General features: G+C 65.5%; 13 protein-coding genes. 3 read left to right on the forward strand and 10 right to left on the reverse strand.

Going from position 1 to position 14,826, the window contains the following annotated elements; genetic code table 11:
• Nucleotides 1–34 precede the first annotated feature (34 nt).
• From J2R76_RS13705 to J2R76_RS13715, 3 genes are all read left to right on the forward strand, one after another.
• Nucleotides 35–1,339, forward strand: coding sequence for a glycosyltransferase family 4 protein (locus J2R76_RS13705; RefSeq protein ID WP_076833240.1), 1,305 nt, complete (start codon nucleotides 35–37; stop codon nucleotides 1,337–1,339).
• 78 nt (nucleotides 1,340–1,417) lie between these two features.
• Entirely contained in the window at nucleotides 1,418–2,728 is a 1,311-nt protein-coding gene (locus J2R76_RS13710) for a nucleotide sugar dehydrogenase (RefSeq protein WP_076833238.1), read from the forward strand.
• Between the two features lie 8 nt (nucleotides 2,729–2,736).
• Nucleotides 2,737–3,456, forward strand: coding sequence for a bifunctional 2-polyprenyl-6-hydroxyphenol methylase/3-demethylubiquinol 3-O-methyltransferase UbiG (locus J2R76_RS13715; protein ID WP_076833235.1), 720 nt, complete (start codon nucleotides 2,737–2,739; stop codon nucleotides 3,454–3,456).
• Between the two features lie 21 nt (nucleotides 3,457–3,477).
• On the opposite strand, the gene J2R76_RS13720 is transcribed toward J2R76_RS13715, so the two are convergent.
• The 10 genes from J2R76_RS13720 to J2R76_RS13765 form a co-directional block, all read right to left on the reverse strand.
• Nucleotides 3,478–4,149: a class I SAM-dependent methyltransferase gene (locus J2R76_RS13720; protein WP_076833232.1), complete on the reverse strand. Its 672-nt coding sequence runs from the start codon at nucleotides 4,147–4,149 to the stop codon at nucleotides 3,478–3,480.
• Between the two features lie 85 nt (nucleotides 4,150–4,234).
• Entirely contained in the window at nucleotides 4,235–4,861 is a 627-nt protein-coding gene (locus tag J2R76_RS13725; protein ID WP_057020219.1) for a class I SAM-dependent methyltransferase, read from the reverse strand.
• Nucleotides 4,858–6,177, reverse strand: a complete 1,320-nt coding sequence (locus J2R76_RS13730; protein WP_076833229.1) for a polysaccharide transporter — start codon at nucleotides 6,175–6,177, stop codon at nucleotides 4,858–4,860. Before J2R76_RS13730 ends, J2R76_RS13725 begins: the two co-directional genes overlap by 4 nt.
• Nucleotides 6,174–7,466: an O-antigen ligase gene (locus J2R76_RS13735; protein WP_076833226.1), complete on the reverse strand. Its 1,293-nt coding sequence runs from the start codon at nucleotides 7,464–7,466 to the stop codon at nucleotides 6,174–6,176. The genes J2R76_RS13730 and J2R76_RS13735 overlap by 4 nt, the downstream gene beginning before the upstream one ends.
• Nucleotides 7,463–8,578, reverse strand: coding sequence for a glycosyltransferase family 4 protein (locus J2R76_RS13740; protein ID WP_253624106.1), 1,116 nt, complete (start codon nucleotides 8,576–8,578; stop codon nucleotides 7,463–7,465). Before J2R76_RS13740 ends, J2R76_RS13735 begins: the two co-directional genes overlap by 4 nt.
• 3 nt (nucleotides 8,579–8,581) lie before the next feature.
• The gene (locus J2R76_RS13745; protein ID WP_076833222.1) at nucleotides 8,582–9,340 is read right to left on the reverse strand and encodes a bifunctional 2-polyprenyl-6-hydroxyphenol methylase/3-demethylubiquinol 3-O-methyltransferase UbiG; all 759 of its coding nucleotides are present in this window, start codon (nucleotides 9,338–9,340) and stop codon (nucleotides 8,582–8,584) included.
• Nucleotides 9,337–10,179, reverse strand: coding sequence for a hypothetical protein (locus tag J2R76_RS13750; RefSeq protein WP_244558967.1), 843 nt, complete (start codon nucleotides 10,177–10,179; stop codon nucleotides 9,337–9,339). The genes J2R76_RS13745 and J2R76_RS13750 overlap by 4 nt, the downstream gene beginning before the upstream one ends.
• The gene (locus J2R76_RS13755) at nucleotides 10,163–12,436 is read right to left on the reverse strand and encodes a polysaccharide biosynthesis tyrosine autokinase (protein ID WP_076833217.1); all 2,274 of its coding nucleotides are present in this window, start codon (nucleotides 12,434–12,436) and stop codon (nucleotides 10,163–10,165) included. Before J2R76_RS13755 ends, J2R76_RS13750 begins: the two co-directional genes overlap by 17 nt.
• 129 nt (nucleotides 12,437–12,565) lie before the next feature.
• Nucleotides 12,566–13,228 carry a hypothetical protein gene (locus tag J2R76_RS13760; RefSeq protein WP_244558966.1) on the reverse strand — a complete coding sequence of 221 codons (663 nt, stop codon included), beginning with the start codon at nucleotides 13,226–13,228 and terminating at the stop codon, nucleotides 12,566–12,568.
• Between the two features lie 58 nt (nucleotides 13,229–13,286).
• On the reverse strand, nucleotides 13,287–14,801 hold the full coding sequence (locus tag J2R76_RS13765; protein WP_244558965.1) for an O-antigen ligase: 1,515 nt from the start codon (nucleotides 14,799–14,801) through the stop codon (nucleotides 13,287–13,289).
• Nucleotides 14,802–14,826 lie beyond the last annotated feature (25 nt).

Consider the following 14,826-nt stretch of genomic DNA (forward strand, 5'->3'; position numbering starts at 1 on the left):
GATGTTGTTAGGTCAATGGTATAGATCATCTCAGATGTCGAGAGCTGAACCATCACCGCGGCGGATCCTGTTCATCGTCGAGAACCTTCCGGTTCCTTTCGATCGCAGGGTGTGGTGCGAAGCAACGTCGCTGCGCAAGGCGGGCTATGAAGTTTCTGTGATCTGCCCGAAGGGCCGCGGCCATGACGAATCCTACGAATGCCTCGAAGGCATTCACATTTATCGCCATCCGATGCCCGTGGAAGCGCGCGGGATCGCCGCCTACCTGATCGAATATCCGGTCGCGCTGTTCTGGGAAACGCTGCTCGCGATCAAGGTGGCGTGGAAGCACGGCTTCGACGTGATCCAGGGCTGCAATCCGCCCGACCTGATCTTCCTGATCGGCCTGTTGTTCAAACTCGGCGGCAAGCGCTTCGTGTTCGATCATCACGACGTCAATCCCGAGCTCTACGAGGCGAAATTCGGCCGCAGGGACTTCTTCTGGCAGCTGCTGCGGCTGGTCGAATATCTCACCTTCAAGACGGCGAGCATCTCGATCGCGACTAACGAATCCTATCGCGAGATCGCGATCACGCGCGGCGGTATGCCGGCCAGCCGGGTTTTCGTGGTGCGATCCGGCCCCAATCTCGACCGGGTGCGCTCGCGGCCGGCCGATCCGGCCTGGCGCCGTGGCCGGCGCTACAGCGTCGGCTATGTCGGCGTGATCGGCCAATCGGAAGGCATCGATCTTCTGCTGCAGTCGATCGGCCACATCGTGCACGATCTCGGCCGCACCGACATCCAGTTCAACATCGCTGGCACCGGGCCAGAGTGGAATGCCGTGGTCAAGCTCTGCGAGGAGATGCAGCTCTCCGACTACGTGAACTTCACCGGCGCCATCGCGGATGACGCGCTGTTCACGATGCTCTCGACCGCTGACGTCTGCGTCAATCCGGACCGCGTCACGCTGATGAACGACATCTCCACCATGAACAAGATCATGGAATACATGGCGCTCGGACGGCCGATCGTTCAGTTCGACGTTCGCGAAGGCCGCCGCTCGGCGCTCGACGCCTCGCTCTATGCCGCGAAGAACGATCCAAAGGATTTTGCCAGCAAGATCATCACGTTGATCGACGATCCGTCGTTGCGACAGACGATGGGGGCGTTTGGCCGCAATCGCGTCGAGCGCGCGCTCTCGTGGACACATGAGGAGCCGAAGCTGCTCGCGGCCTATGAGGCGTTGTTCGCCGGGAAGGTCCCCGCGCAGAACCGCGCACCGCGCGCGCATGTCCCCGCCGAGCGGCCGACCTCGCAACCTTCCAGCGCGAACGCAGCCGCCGGGCGGGCATCGTCTTGAACGCGCAGCCGCCTCACTCACGTCAAACGCGACGCGGCTGCGGCCACGCGCACGTCCTGGATTGTTGAAGGTCGAAGCATGAACGTCAGCATTTTCGGCCTCGGCTATGTCGGAACGGTGTGCGCCGCCTGCTTCACCGAGCTCGGCCACCAGATCATCGGCGTCGACAAGAGCGTTGCGAAGGTCGACCTGATCCGCGGAGGCAGGTCGCCGGTCGTCGAGCCGGGCATCTCGGACAAGGTGGCGCGCGCGGTGGCAACCGGTCAGCTGACCGCGACCACCGACGCCACCGAAGCGATCGTCAACAGCGACATATCGATGGTCTGCGTCGGCACACCCTCGTCCGGCAACGGCAACCTCGACCTGACCGCGATCCGACAGGTCGCGATCGAGATCGGCCGCGGACTGCGCGCCAAGAACGCGCCGCACACCGTGACGATCCGCTCCACCGTGCTGCCTGGCACCACCCGCGGCACCGTCGGGCCGCTGATCGAGGAAGCCTCCGGCAACAGGATCGGACGCGATTTCGACCTTGCGTTCAATCCCGAGTTCCTGCGCGAGGGCAGCGCGATTGCGGATTTCAACGCGCCGTCCAAGACCGTGGTCGGCGCTTTCAATCAGGAAACCGCCGACCGCGTCATGGCGCTCTACAAGGACCTGCCGGGCGCCAAGATGACGCCGCCGGTCGAGACCGCGGAACTGGTGAAATATGTCGACAACAGCTGGCATGCGCTCAAGGTCAGCTTTGCCAACGAGATCGGCACGATCGCGAAGACGCTCGGCATCGACGGGCGCGACGTCATGAACATCTTCATGCAGGACACAAGGCTCAACATCTCGCCGGCCTATTTGCGGCCAGGCTTTGCGTTCGGCGGCTCCTGCCTGCCCAAGGACGTCAAGGCGCTGAAACACCTTGCGCACAGCCGCGGACTGTCGACGCCGGTGCTCGAGAGCATCCTGCCGAGCAATGACATGATCATGTCGCGCGGCGCCGAGTGGATCCTGTCGCATGAGGGCCGCCGCATCGCGTTCCTCGGCATCAGCTTCAAGGCCGGCACCGACGACGTCCGAGACAGTCCGTTCGTGAGGCTGGTGAAGAGCCTGCGCGGCGAACGGCGCGACATCCGGATCTACGACCCCAATGTGCAGCTGTCGCAACTGATCGGCGCCAACCGGGAATTCCTGATGCGCAATCCGGAGCTGGTCGGCCTGTTGAACGACGACGTGACGGCAACCATCGAGTGGGCCGACATTATCGTGCTGACGACGGCGGATCCGCGCTTCGTTGCGGCGCTGACGGCGACCCGTCCCGACCAGGTCGTGCTCGAACTGTCGGAGATCGGATTGCCCGAGCAGGTGCGCGCCAAAGTGAGCGGCTTCCACTGGTAGGGAATATCATGGCCACCATGGGCCGGACCCGCGAGCGACCCGAAATCCGCTTTCACGACGAGATTTCGTCGGGGTGGGAGACGCTGCATCAGAGCCGCACCTTCAGGGCGCGGACGGCCGCGATGTTCGGCCTGCTCGGGAACGCAGACCTCAATGGGCAGCGCTGGCTCGACGCCGGTTGCGGCACTGGAACGCTGTCCCGCCTGCTCGCCGGGCGCGGCTGCGACGTCACCGGCGTCGACGCCTCATCGGAGATGATTGCGGCGGCTCGCGGCCGCGGCGCCGACGGCACGCTCGCCGGGCGGCTCAAATTCCAGCAGATTCCGACCATCGCAAGTCTGCCGTTTCCCGATCGATCCTTCGACGGCGCGCTGTGCGCGAGCGTGCTGGAATATGTTCCCGACGTGGCGCAGTGCCTCGCCGAGATGCATCGCGTGCTCATGCCCGGCGGGCTGTTGCTGCTCTCGATCCCAAACCGCGGATCGCTGCTGCGCCGGAGCTACAAGCTCGCGCATGCGGCCTCTTCACGCGTATCGGCGCGGCCGCTGTTTCGCTATCTCGCGTTCTCCAAATTCGACACCTCGCCGGCGGCCATGCAGGGTCTGCTTCGGCAACATGGCCTCACGATGCTGGGGAGCAGCTTTGCCGGCTCCCCGCTGCCGCCGGCGCTCGATCGCCAGCCCGCAGTGGGCACGCTGATCAACATCCTGGCCCGGCGCGACGATTGACGTGGCAGGCGGATAGCTGCCTCAGACCTTGATCGCCATCAGCGATTTGGTCATGCCGAGATAGCGTTCGCGATAGATCTTCGCGTCCGGAAACGTTTCGGTCATCTCGCGCCAGTCGAACAGATGCCAGTCGGGCGCGGTGCGCTTGAACCAGAAGCGATTGAATCGCTCGATCAGCGCGATCTGCAGCCGCCTCGGCAGCAAGACGATGATGCCCGGCAGCCAGGTATGGCTTTCGATCGGAAAGTACCGGTACGGCGTCTGCACGTAGAAGGACTTTGCGACCCGCGAGATCTCGCCCGCAAAACGGTTCTGATGCGCGCGCGCGATGCTCTGAAACGCCGCTTCGTCCTCGATCGTCACGACATCCTGCTTCGGCCCGGTGACATGTTCGATCACCGACGAGCAGAAGCAGAAGTCGAACGCCTGATCGTCGAACGGCAGGCGCTCGGTCTCCCGGAGCAGGACCGTCTTGAATCCAAAGCGCTCGCGCGCGGCCTTCAAATCATCGGCAGATATGTCGCAGACCGTGATGTCGGTATGGCGCGGCAGGATCGTGCGAATGTGGCGGCCGGTGCCGCCGCCAAGATCGAGGATTTTCGCATCAAGCGGCAGGTTCACGGTGCGAACGAGGAATTCGCCGCGCCGCTGGCGCGCTGCATTGGAAAATCGGGCTTGAATCGCACCCAGCAAGGTCAGTCTCCTGCTACCGGTCGGTCCGGTCTAGCACGGCATGCGCGATCCCTCACGCTACGATGCATCGATTTTCCTGTCGCGCTCACTTGATGGCCTCGAAGAAGATCGACTCGTCCGGCCGGTTGTCGAGCCGGTCGATGTCGGGACAGACCCCCTCGCGATAGGCACGGGTGTAGGTTTCCGAACAGCCGGCGTTGCGGAATAGCGCGGCGAGCGAGGCGCGGGTAAAGCCCCAGTGATGCGCGAAGGCGGCCTCCTTGCGGCGATCGATCTCGAAAACGCCCTTGAGGAAAGCCAGCGGCGCCGCCGGATCGTAGAGCGCGACGATCCGCTCCATGTCGGGGACGACGATGCGACATACCCCGCCAGGCGCCAGCACCCGCGCGATCTCGCGCGCCAGCCGCTCGACCTCGTCGGGAAACAGGTGCTCGAAGACGTGCGCGCTGAACACCGCCGAGAGGCTGCGATCCGCGAACGGCAGCGGCTTGGTCAGGTTCATGTGGCGCAGTCCGGCAAACTTGCCTTGGCGATGCTCGGCATAGCGGGCATCGCTCAGCATGCCGGCGAGATGTAGCGCTTTCGCCGCGAACGGCACCCGCGCGATCCACAGGTGCATCGTGATGTCGGTATTGATCCAGCCGTCGATGCCGCAATTGAAGGCGCCGATATGCAGCTTTTCGAGCGAGCCGCCGCGCGCGTCGTCGGTCATGTCCGCTCCCGCGCCGAATTGGTCAGCACAACCGTGATCACCGACGCCGCGCTGGAGGCCACCATCGCCGCAACCGCGCCCATCACCTGCCAGGCCTCGGCTGCGAACGGCAGGACGCAGCACAGCGCGACGAGGCCGGCAATCCGGCTCAGCATGAACCGCTGCGGCTTGCCGGTCGCAAACAGCGGCAGAGCGAGGCCGAGCCACACCGCGTCGAGCGCCATCGCAGCGCCCATCAAGGCGAGGCTGCCGGTACCGATCTCATAGCTCTGTCCGTGGATGACAAGCGCCAGAATGCGCTGGCCGAGCAGCACGACCGCCGCCCCATAGGCCGCGGCGATCGATCCGAGCAACAGGGCATTTTCGCGCGCGGCAGCGGCGACCGCGCTGCGCCGGCCGGCGCGCAGTTCGGCCGCGATTTCCGGCAGGCGAACCGAGAACATCGTCGCGCAAAATTGGCTGAGCGGTGCGAACACCAACAGCAGGATTCGCAGCGACGCGCTCGCGTCCAGCCCGATCAGGAAGCCGCAGACCGGGATCAGCCCGATGCTGCCGATCCAGTAGGTGAGCGAGGTCGCGACGAACCAGCGCCCGTTCCGAAACAGCCGCCGCAGCGAGCCGCGGAAGATTCTGGCTTGCGGCCAGGCCAGCTCGCGGGTGTGGGCCAGCAGCAGGCTGCCGGCGAGCGCGGCCGAGATCGCGATACACGCCATCGCCGCGGCGGCGCCGGCGAGCTTGAGCGCGATCATCAGCCCGGCCGAGACGACCAGCGCCACGCAATAGGTCAGCGAGGACGCCAGCGCGCGCGGCAGTCGCCCGTCGAGATAGCAGATCCGGCGGAACATGCTCTGCAGCCGAACCGCCGGGATCGCGAGCCCGGTTGCGATCACGAGCCCGCCGGCGTCCCCGCCGACGGCTGCGATCACAAGCCCCGCACCCACCAGCAGCAGGCCGAGCGCACCCGAGACGAGCAGCGACGACAGATAGAGGCCGAGCCGCAGCTGCGGCCATAGCGACTTCGGGATGCGATGCGCGGTCGCCGGCAGCCCGTCGTCGAACAGGCCGCGCAGAAACACCGCCTCGATCAGGATCGAGAATGCCCAGGCGACGCTGAACCTGCCGAATGAATTGATGTCGAGCACGTTGGCGAGCACGATCGTCAGCACGAAGGCAGACCCGCTCAGCAGCGCCTGATCGATCAGGCCAAGCGCGACATTGCCCCCGGCATGCCGCAGCCGGCGAAGCAATCCGCTCATGGCACCGGCGACCCGGGTCTGAGCCGCCGCCCGGTCCAGCCTGTTGGTCAACGCACTCACGCCTCACTCACCCGCAATCTGTTGAATGTCCGCCGCGGCGCCATCTGCAGCCTGGCCTCCGGGCCGAAATAGCACCAGAACACCAGCACGCAGCCGAAATAATTGTGCAGCAGCTGGCTGGAGTCATTGGCCGACGCGATCACGACGAACAGCAGCATCGCGAATGGTGCCATGCAGTACATCCCTCTCCGCTCGAACGCGAAGACGATGCTGTTCCACAATGCGCGCGCCAGCAGCAGTATATAGAGCGCACCGCCGAGCAGGCCGAACTGGAGAAAGGCGTCAAGATAGGAATTCTCGAACGAGCCGAACTCGGTATTCCACGGCGCCATGCTCGTCAGCTCGTTCACCGGCGAATTCGGCAGTTCGTTGAAGAATCCCGAAAACCCGTAGCCGAGCCAGGGGTGCTGCCAGAAGAAGTGCGGCCAGACCGACCAGAGGAACGAGCGGCCGGTCAGGTTTCCGCTGCGGCCCACCAGCCCGTACAACTCGTCGCTCGGCAGGGCGAACACGACAAGCGCAACAAGAGCGAGGCCAAGCCAATAGATCGAGGCAGCGCCCCTGTGCCCGAGCACCACGAGCACGAGCCCGAAGGTCACGGCAAGCGCCGTCAACATGCTGATCAGCGGACCTGCGGCGCCGGCCGCGGCGAGCGCAAAAAGATGACATCCCATCAGCAGCAGCGTCCAGCCGAACTGGCGGCGCGGTCCTGCCAGCATGCGCACGAAGCAGATCAGCACCATGAGACCGAAGAATGCGCCCGCGAGGTTCTTGTGACCGAACACGCCGGCATAGGCCTGGGTTCCGAGCACCGTCGGCCGATGCAGCGGGTCGTAATCCCATTGCGAGCCGATCACCGGAAACAGCAGGACGTGAACGATCAGCACCACGATCCCGATCCGGAACAGCGCATCGACGAGACGATCGACCGGGCAGCTGATCACGACCCACGCCGAGAACATCGTGGTCAACAGATACATCGCGAACTTGATCGACGAGCCGGCGGGGTCGGCGCTCAGCGCCAGTGATACCAGGGCGAAGGCGATGAACGTCAGATAGAGATGCGACTGCAGCATCAGTAGGCCGAAGCGCTTCGGATCGATTGCAATGTGCAGCACCAGGAGGATGTAGAGCAGCAGCCAGGCGCCGCGGAACAGCGTGGATTCCCCGGCCCTTTCCGAGAACGAGATGCCCTCGATGAAATTGAACAGGAAATAGATGCAGCCGAGCACCATCACCAGATAGGCGTGCAGAAAGACATCGGTTCGCAGCCACCATCTGCCGATCATTGCACGGCCTCCTGCCGGGCCGGAGCCCTCAAGAGATGATCGACCGCGGCCGCAAAACGCGCCGCGGCGTCGGCAAGCGCATCGCGTCGCACGCTCTGCCGGGCCTGCCGCGACATCGCCTCCCAGTGCGCGGGATGTTCGAGCAAGCCGCGCGCCGCGTCGACCCAAACCTGTTCATCGAGCGCGCAAACATAGCCGTTGTCATGGTCACGGACCAACTCGCCGCCTGCCCCGACATGGGGCGACACCAGGCACGGAACCCCGCACTGCAGGGCCTCGTTGCACACCAGGCCCCACGGTTCCAGCAGTGAAGGCAGCAGCAGCAGCCGCGACTGCAGAAAAACGTCCGATATCGCCTGCCACGGCAGGTAGCGGTCGTGGCTGACATCGATGCCGGCACCGCCGAACCGCGCCAGCATGCGCCGTTCGGCGGCGCCGGACCCGACCACACGCACCTTCAGCCCGGGCACGATCCGGCCAAGCGCGATCGCGACGTTCTCGAAGAAGATCGCATTCTTGGCGCCGTCATTGAGGCGGGCGCACCACAGCAGATGAAATGGACGGTCGTCGAATGCCGGCACAACCGCCGGCGGATCCCATGCCGGCACCAACGGCACCACGAACAGGTCGTCGGCGCGAACACCCTCGCCGCGGAAATACGCCCTACCCTTGTCGCTGCAACACACCACTGCGTCGCACTGGCGCAGCAGCCAGGGCCGCGCCAGACGGTGATAGGCGGTGTTGGGCATCGTCTCGCGCCAGCCGTCGATCGTCAGCGCGAGCGCCTTGCCGTTGGCGCGCGCCCATGCCGCGCCGGCCAGCATCGAGGGATAAAGACCGTTCACGAACAGCAGGTCGGGCGCGAGCGCATGCAAGGCGCGCCCGACCCCGATATTGACATGGGTGTGACGCGACCGCGACAGCGGGATCGATACACCCGGCACCGTGCGCGTGATGTAACGCGGCGTGAACGAGCCGGCCCAGGAGCGATCGGCCTCCTGTGGCGTGCAGGACAGCACGGCGAGATCCAGCCCGCGGCTGGCCAGCTCGTTGTAGAGACGGTTGGTGTAAGGTGTGATCATGTTATTGAAGACGACCACGCGCGGCGCCATGGCTTACCGGTCCCGCGGCAGCGCCTGCGCCTCGTCACGCCGGCAGAGCGCCCCGCAATGATAGGTCGCAAGCCTGGTCGCGAACGCCGGGCCGACCGACAACAGCGACTTCCGCACAATGCTTTTGGCGAGCCCCTTCACCCGCGACGAATGGAACGCATGAACCGGCAGGCTGTGATCATAGGTGCCGAAGCCGGTGACGCGGAGCCCGGCCGTCTCCAGCACCAGGCGGAACGTGTCGGGCGTGTAGAAATTGATATGGCCGATGTCGAGCGTCGATTGCAACGCCCGGCGATTGGTCCGCGCATGCAGCTCGCACGGCACCTCGACATAGACAAAGGTCCGCGCGACCCGGGCGAGCTCGTGCAGGAATGCGCGCGGTTCGGGCACGTGCTCCAGGACGTGGCTGGCATAGACGAGGTCGAACGATCCGTCGGCGAACGGGATCGTCACGCCGTCATAGCTGGACCAGCGGAACGGAGCCGAAGCGGCGTCGTCGATCTCCAGATTGGTCGCGGGATCGATCACGTCGATGCCGGTGAAGTCGCGGCCAACGCCGATCGCCGACAGCCGCGCCAGCACGGCGCCGGTGCCGCAGCCGACCTCGAGCACATTGCCGACCTTCGCGACGGCTGCGCCAAGCAAGCCGGCGATATGGTCGGCCTTGTCGACCGCACAGACGCGGCGCCAGTCGCGCTCCTGCGCCGAATAGACGCCCTCATAATGCGCGTTGTGCTGTCCGATGCAAAATTCCATCGTCATGGCCTAGCGCTCGCCTCCGGCGGCATTCGGGCAGGCTCGTCGAGGCGGTCGTTCGATTTGTGCTCCCAATTGCGGCGTTCCGCCGGCGAGCGGCGGTCGAGATCGTATCCAATGTCGGCCATGGTGCGGGTCAGGATGTCGACGTTCCGTTGCGGGACAGCTGCAAGGCCGGCCAGCAGCGTGTCGCGGTGCGCCCAGCCCGGTCCCTTCAGGAGATCGATTGCCTCGGTGTACAGTTCGGTCTTCACCAGACGCGCGAACTCGGCAATCACGTCGGACGAAAGGTCAGGCGGCAGCGCGTCGAACATTGCGAGCGCCATCGCGCTGCGCTTGGCCACGATCCAGCCCTCGTTGGGTCCGAGCCGGTACGACATCCGCAGCAGGTCGAAATTGGCGTCGCTCAAGCCCTGCCGTATATTGCGAAGCCAGAACAGCACGAGCCAGAGATAGGGATCGGCCGGCGCGCAGCCGAGCGATTTGCGGACGGCTTCGTCAAGCTCGCCCATCCGGGCGTCGACCTGCGCGCCGGATGCGAGCGCGTTCTCGGCGAGCCGCAGCCGGATCACCGCCGCGCTGCGATCGATGGCCGGCATGCAATCCTTCTCCGCCACGGCGCGCGACAGCAGCGGACCGAGGTTGTCGAGCTCGGCGTCGCTGACCGGTACGTTGCGAAGGATCAGGTCCTTTGCGCCGTCGAGTCGGGTCTGGTCGACAAAGTCCGGAAAGGTGGTCGTGCCCCAGGCGACGGACGAGCACGCGACCGCGGCCAGCAAGCCGCGCGCAAGCCAGGCGGCTGCGCGCCCGGGCAACCCGCCGTGCGTCTCACTCGGTGTAGCCATATCGCCCATAGTGCGAGTTGTAATAGTAGTTCTTGCCGCCATAGCCGCTATAGCGGCTCATCGCGGCGATATCGGCCTTGTTGAGCACGACGCCGAGCAGGTTCTCGTTGACCGCTCGCGCACTGCGCAGCGCACGCTCGACCACCTGCACCTGGGTCTTGCCCCATTCCACGATGAAGACGAAGGAATCGACGAAGTGCGCGGTGATGCGGACATCGACCACCGGCGTGAGCGGCGGGAAATCGACGATCACGTAGTCGTAGTGGCTGCGGGCCCCGTCGATGAAATCCCTCATCTGGTCGGAGGCCAGCACGTCGTGCGAATGGGCGATGCGCGATCGCGTAGCGCCAGGCAGGAAGGCGAGGCCGGTCTCGGGATCGCGCCATAGCGTGTCCTGCAAGGTCGCATTGTTCGACAGCACGTCGAGGATGCCGCGCTCGGCAGTCGCCGCGACCTTGCGGCTGAGCGAGGGATTGCGCAGATCGCAATCGATCAGGAGCACGCGGGCCCCGCTCTGGGCAACCAGTTGCGCAAACACGAAGGCCAGCGTCGACTTGCCCTCGTTGGGCAATGCCGAGGTCAGCCCGAGGATCTTTGACGGCTTGGTGACGTTGAGGTCGGCATTGACCTTGATCGAGCGGATCGCTTCCGAGAACCGCGAGAATGGCGAATCGATCGCCGCCCACAGCACCGGCTCGTCGCCGCGCCGGATCGTGCGCGGACCGATCGGCAGACTGGGACGACCGGCGACCGGCGCCTTGATCTGGCCCGGCGAGACGCGGGGAACGATGGCGACGCAGTCGGCCTCGAGGATCGTCTCGACCATTTCAGCGGTGCGGAACACCCGGTCATAGAGGTCGCGCAACACGCCGAGCCCGAGCCCGGCGATCAGGCCGCCGAGCGCCGAGAGCGCGAGCACGACCAAGGTTTGCGGATGGCTCTTGCTGAGCGGACGCGACGCACGGGTGATCACCCGCGCCTCGCTGACCGGGAACGACTGCTGCTGCACGTTTTCCATGTAGCGCTGCAGGAAATTGTCGTAGAGCGAGCGATAGGTCTGCGCCGAGCTCTCGAGCTCGCGCAGCGTGACCTGCGCCTGGTTGGTCGACTGCGACTGCGACACCGAGTCGTTCACGGCGCGCTCGATCTCGTTCTGGCGCTGCTGGGCGATCGCATAGTCGCTCTTGTAGCTTTCGGCGAGCCGCTTCAGTTCATCGATGATCGACGACTGGATCTCGCGCATCTGGTTGCGCAGGTTGACGGCGGCCAAATGATTGTAGCCGTAGCGCGACGACCAGTCGGCCTCGCGGTTGGCAAGCTCGAGATATTGCGAGCGCAGCTTGGTGATGACCTGGTTGTTCAGCGTATCGGCCACCGTCGCATCGGGGACGCCTCCCTTCACCACCGCCTCGATGCGGTCGAGCTTGGCCTTGGCGTCGGTGACCTGCGACTTCACCTGGAGCAGCTGGGTGTTGAGCTCGCCGAGCTGCTGCTCGTTGAGCAGCTTGCCGCTGGAGGTGACGATGTTGTTGGTCTTCTTGTAGTCGAGCACCGCGCGCTCGGCGTTGGATGCCTGCGTGCGCAGCTCCTGGATGCGGTCCTGCAGCCAGACACTGGCGCGGCGCGTCGCCTGATATTTGGAATCGAGCTGATCGACGATATAGGCGTCGGCGACGGCGTTCGCGATCTGCGCCGCACGCTCGGGATCGAGCGAGCGGAAGCTGACCTCGATCACATAGGTCATGCCGCGGCGGCGGACGTCGAGCTGCTTCTGGAACGTGCGGACCGCGCGCCGGGTCCGGTCGAATTCGGTGGGCGGCGCCCCGCCGGCGAGCAGGCCGGACACGAAATCGAGCACGGCTCCTACCGCGCCGGCCCTGGAGCCGACGAATTCCGGATCCTCGTTGAGCTTGAGGTCGCGGATCACCGCGAGCGCCACATTCTCCGACTTCAGGATTTCGACCTGGCTCTCGACCGCGGCGGAATCGACGGGGGCCTCGCTCACCGGCGATTGCTGCTGGAAGGCCTGGAATTTGCGCGTGTCGATGATCATCGTGGCAAGCGCCGTATAGCTCGGCGCCGCCGTCGCCAGATAGCAGATGCCGCCGAACAGGCAGAGCGCGGCGGTCCCGAGGATGACCCAATATTGCCGGAGCAGATAGGTGACGAAGGCGTCAAAGGTTTCCGCCAGCGACGGCAATTCAGCCGGACGATTTCTCAGATCGACAGACGGCGAAATCTGGTTGCGCTGAAGCATCTCGTCCTATCGCCGCGCCGGCAGGATGGATCCTGCCCTCGCGCCCTCCAATGATCCTGGGAAGCGTCCCGCCGCCGACACCGAAGCGCGTTGCTGCAGAAAGTTCTCCATTGGCGATCGGACGTCCGCTCAGGGGGTAACTGTTGAAATGAGTGTGGTGCCGGTGCCCGTGGCGGTACCGGTCGTCGTGCTGCCCGAACTGCTGACCGACGAGGTGAAGCTGAAGATGCCGGTGTTCACGCTGTTGCCGTCGATGGCCTCGAGCGTTCCGCCGCCGGCGCCGCTGGCGCCCAGCGCGCTGGTCTGGCCGCCGGATGCACCGGCGCTGCCCGCGCCGCCGGCGCCGGTCGCCGCGGTGCCGCTGTCACCCGACGCAGCGGCAAACGCCATCACGGTGTCGAGATCCTTGGTGTCGGCAATCGCCTGCTGGATGCGCGTCGCGTAGGGCTGGTTGCTGCGCACCACGATGCGCGCGGCCTGGGCGAGACCGGCGGCGATCGCCGTCTTCTGGTCCTTGCTTGCCTTGGCGAGCAGCGCGATCAGCGGATCGAGCGATGTCGGATCGTTGAGGGCGAAATCGCGCGCCCGCGAGGTCAATTCCACGCCCGCATTCGGATACTGGGTCAGCAACTGCTCGGGATTGGCCTTGAAATTGGTGACCGCCTGGGACGGCTGTATCAGCCCGCCAGGTGTCTCCGCCAGCGCCGCGCCACCGGGTGTCGCGAGCACCAGCATCACCAACATCGCAAGGCGCGGGGCGGAAAAGCCGCAGGATCGCTCAAATGTGAACACAGCTATCTCCCTAACGAATACTAACAGTTCGTTAGCATAGTCAGAGTTATCGCGCCAATTAAATAGCCGCGCCGGCCGCGGCCGGGCCGTGGCGCGCGAAATCAGCGTTAACCGGCAGCCCGACCGTAACACTGGCGTCACGGTCGGAGCCGCCACCGCCGGCGCCCCGGCCGGAGCGGAAGGATTGCGACAGGCCTGCCCCGAGCAAGGCCGCGATAACAACGGCATAGCCGGTGATCTGGAGCGAGAAATCGATCATCGAATGGAGTGCGCCGGCGACCGACGCGCAGAGCGCCGCGAGCGGCACGATCACGTCGCGGCGACGGGTCCGCACGCCATGCGCGAGCACGACGAACGCCGCGAGCAGCGCGATCATGGCGGCGCCGGCCATTAACATTCCGCCGTCGGACGCCAGTTCGAGCCAGCTGTTGTGTGCCCGGTTCCAAGTCCCGCGCAGCGAGATGTCGTCGGTGCGATAGGCCGGATAAACCCATTCGAAGGTCCCGAAACCATCGCCGAGCCACGGGTGATCCCAGATCATCCGCAACGTTGCGCGATAGGTCGAGAACCGTCCCTCATCGGACAGGCCCATCGTGCTGAAGCGCGCGCCGACACCGCCGCCGAGAAGCTGCAGCAGTGCCAGCGCGACCAGGCTGCCGACCCCGAGCGCCACGATCATGCCGTAGCGGCGCGGCACCCGGTTGCGAAAAAAGATCGCGACAGCCGCGACCGCGGCGAGCAGCGAGACCCCGACGCCGCCGCGCGAGCCGGTCAGAAACATCGCCAGCAGGCAAGCGAGCCAGCCGAACGCATGGCCGGCGAGCCGGCGCCGCGCCGGCATATCGAGGCGCGCGAGCAGCCGTGACAGGCCGGCACGGCGCGGCGGCCAATGCCGCTCGATCAGCTCGCAGCCGAACAACAGCCAGATCAGCGCGCAGCAACCGTAATAGATGCCGGCAGTGTTGCGATTGACGAAGGGAGATGTCAGCCACGCCAGGTGCGCCTGCTTCTCGTGCAGCAGGTAGATCCGGGTGGGATCGATCACGAAAGTGATGATGCCGCAGATCGCATAGACCAGCCCCGCTGCGGCCACCGCCCGCAACAACCCGCGCGCCAGTCCGCGGTTGGCACCGAGCACGACGCCGATGGCGAAGCTGAGCAGGCAAACGATTCCGACGCCGATCGAATAGAACGGCTGACCGCGCGCGATCGACACGGCCGGCGGCAGCTCGGCAGGCAGCAATCTGCCGGCCTGCGCCCACAACGCGTTCGGCGCCGCACCCGACCAGGGCCGGACGACCGACTGCTCGTGCAGCACCAGCATGGCAAGCGCCGTCAACAGCACTGTCACGGCAAGGATCGCGAGCTGACTGCCGCGCAGGCGCATCGGCAATACTCCGAGCAGTGCAATCCCGAGCAGGATCGACCAGATCGCGGGCGCAACCGTACCGACCGAGCCGAGCGGCAGCGGCGCCAAAGCGACGACGGCGCAGAACAGCCACGATGACCAGCGCACCGGCCACGGCAATGCCGTCGCCTCGCTTGAGCCGGAAGGTAATCTTGAGCGTGTCATGAAGCCGGCCGTGCCGGCTCACGCC

This window comes from Bradyrhizobium sp. USDA 4532, from assembly GCF_024171315.1.
GTDB classification, from domain to species: domain Bacteria; phylum Pseudomonadota; class Alphaproteobacteria; order Rhizobiales; family Xanthobacteraceae; genus Bradyrhizobium; species Bradyrhizobium australafricanum.